The sequence below is a fragment of the Streptomyces sp. NPDC050636 genome (assembly GCF_040654775.1).
Taxonomy (GTDB): domain Bacteria; phylum Actinomycetota; class Actinomycetes; order Streptomycetales; family Streptomycetaceae; genus Streptomyces.
This window is the reverse complement of the sequence record NZ_JBFAIP010000226.1, coordinates 1-3,173: the sequence shown is the minus strand read 5'-3', so window position 1 is coordinate 3,173 and position 3,173 is coordinate 1. Positions and strand designations below refer to the sequence as shown.

Annotated in this window: 1 protein-coding gene; it reads right to left on the bottom strand. The window is 72.1% G+C overall.

Annotated features, from left to right (window positions below):
* The coding region (locus AB0I10_RS40785) for a type I polyketide synthase (RefSeq protein ID WP_363157797.1) at positions 1 to 3,158 on the bottom strand (3,158 nt) is incomplete at its 3' end.
* Between the last annotated feature and the right edge of the window lie 15 nt (positions 3,159 to 3,173).

Sequence of the window (3,173 nt, the reverse complement as noted above, 5' to 3'; positions counted from 1 at the left end):
GCCTCGACGACCGCGTCCGCACCGTACCCCGCAAGCTCGACCACCAGCTCCTCGACGCCCTCGGCGGCCAGACCGCTGCGGCTGACCAGCAGCAGATTCCGCACCCCGTGCTCGGTCGCGAGGTGCCGGGCCATGACACGCCCGAGACCACCGGTACCACCCGTGATCAGGACCGTGCCGGAGGTGTCCCAGGTGATGGCGCGCTGCGCTTGCGCCCGGGCCAGCCGGGCCGCCAGTACCTCGTTCCCACGCACCAACAGTTCGGGCTCGTCGGTCGCGAGCCCTTGCGCCAGCACGGTCACATCGGCGTCACCGTCCAGGTCCACCAGGCCGAACCGGCCCGGGTTCTCCGACTGCGCCGACCGCACCAGACCCCGGACAGCGGCGCCCGCGAGATCCGCGCCCGCGTTCGCACCACGCGTCACGAACACCAGACGCGAGGCAGCGAACCGGTCGTCGGCCAGCCACGACTGCACCATCTCCAACGCCCAGACAGCCGCGGCGTGTACGGACTCCACCGTTCCGGCGGTGCCGACGGGCGGCGCGACCAGGACGGCAGCGGGGGCGGGTTCCTGCGCCAGGTGCTCCAGATCCGCGTACGTCCGCAACGGTTCGCCATCCTGGCCGGTGCCGAGCGCGACGCGCTCGTCCGTGAGCGGGACGGGGGTCAAGTCGACCTTGAAGAGGGCGTCACGGTCGGCGGTCTGCAAGTCACCGGCCGAGAGCGGACGTACCACCAGCGACTCCACCGAGGCGACCGGCGCACCGGACGAGTCCGCGAGCGCGACCGACATTCCGCTGCCCGCGTCGCGGATACGGACGCGGAGGTGCGAGGCGCCCGAGGCGTGCAGGGACACTCCGCCCCACGAGAACGGGATGCCGCCCGCTCCCCCGCCTCCCAATGCCGCCGCGTGCAGCGCGGCGTCGAAGAGCGCGGGGTGCAGACCGTAGGCGTCGCCGTCGGTGCCCTCGGTAAGCCGGACCTCGGCGTAGATGTCCTCGCCGAGCTTCCAGGCCGCCTGTAGGCCCTGGAACGCCGGGCCGTACATGAGCCCGGCATCCGCGAGTTCGTCGTAGCAGCCCGCCGCGTCGAGGGGTTCGGCGCCCTTTGGAGGCCATATGGCGGCATCGAAGGAGGCCACTTCCGCCCCCGTGGTCACCGCGCCGCCGGCGTGCAGCGTCCACGGGCCCTCGCCCTCGCGCGCATGCACCGACGCCGAGCGGCGACCCGAACCGTCCGCCTCCCCCAGCCACACCTGCACCTGCACGCCACCGCCCGACGCGGGCAGCACCAACGGCGTGACGAGCGTCAGCTCCTCCAACAGATCGCAGCCGACCTCGTCGGCCGCCCGCAGCACCAGCTCCACCAGCGCCGTCCCCGGCACCAGAACGGACCCCAGCACCACATGGTCCGCCAACCACGGATGGGAGGACACCGACAGCCGCCCGGTGAACAACAACCCACCCGAACCCGCCAGTTCCACCGCCGCACCCAGCAACGGATGCCCCGTAGTGCCCAGACCCGCGAACCGCACATCACCGGAACGCGCCACACCGCCCGAGGGCCAGTACCGCTCGTGCTGGAACGCGTACGTCGGCAGGTCCACCCACCGCGCACCCGTACCGGCGAACAGCGCCGCCCAATCCACGCTCGTGCCCCGGACGTACAGCTGCGCCAGGGCACCCAGCAGCGTCGTCTCCTCGGGCCGGTCCCTGCGCAGTACGGGAGCGAGCACGGCCTCCTCCGGTGCCGACTCCCGGGCCATCGCCGACAGCACACCGTCCGGGCCGAGTTCCAGGAACCGCGTCACCCCTTCCGATCCCAGAGCCCGTATCCCGTCTGCGAAACGCACTGCCTCGCGGACGTGCCGGACCCAGTAGTCGGCGGAGCACAGCTGTTCGGGCTCGGCGAGCCGGCCGGTCAGGTTGGACACCACCGGGATCGTCGGCGTGCCGAAGGACAGCCGTGCCACCACAGCGCGGAATTCCTCCAGCATCGGTTCCATGAGCGGTGAGTGGAAGGCGTGCGAGACCCGCAGCCGTGCAGTCTTGCGCCCTTCGCCCTCGAAGTGCGCCGCGACGGCGAGCACCGCGTCCTCGGCACCGGAGACCACGACCGACGACGGACCGTTGACCGCCGCGATCGACACCCCCTGACCCAAGAGCGGCAGCACCTCCTCCTCGGCGGCCCGGATCGCCACCATCGCCCCACCCGCGGGAAGTTGCTGCATCAGCCGGCCACGGGCCGCCACCAGCGCGCACGCGTCTGCCAGCGACAGCACACCCGCCACATGGGCCGCGGCCACCTCGCCGATCGAGTGCCCCGCCACGAACTCCGCGCGTACTCCCCACGATTCCACCAGCCGGAACAGGGCCACCTCGATGGCGAACAGCCCGGCCTGGGCGTACACGGTCTGATTCAGCAGCTCCGCGTCGTCACCCCACACGACGTCCCGCAACGGGCGGTCCAGATGCTCGTCCAGCCCGGCGCACACCGCGTCGAACGCCTCCGCGAAGACCGGATGACGGCCGTACAACTCCCGGCCCATGCCCAGCCGTTGCGAGCCCTGGCCCGAGAACAGGAACGCCGACTTCCCCGGGGTGACCGGGCCCTCGGCCACGCCCGCGTCGGTCTCGCCGACCGCGAGCGCCGACAGGGCCCGTACCAGGTCCTCCCGGTCCTCGCCCCAGACCACCGCGCGGTGGGCGAAGCTCGACCGGCCCGTCGCCAGTGAGTAGCCGATGTCCCGCGCCGGCAGGTCCTCCCGGCCGACCACCAGGGGCAGCAGGCGCGCCGCCTGGCCACGCAGCGCGGCCTCGTTCCTGCCGGAGAGCACCCACGGCGGCGAGCCGGGCCCGGTCACCGTGGCGTCCGCCGCTGCCTCGGCCGCGAGCGGTTCGGGCTGTTCCAGGATCACATGCGCGTTCGTGCCGCTGACGCCGAAGGAGGAGACGCCCGCACGGCGCGGCCCGTCACCCTCCGGCCACTGGGCCGGAGAGGTCAGCAGTTCGACGGCACCGGCACTCCAGTCCACATGCGACGACGGAGCATCCACGTGCAGCGTGCGCGGGAGCACGCCATGACGCATCGCCAGCACCATCTTGATCACACCAGCCACACCCGAAGCCGCCTGCGCATGACCGATGTTGGACTTCACCGAACCCAACAACAA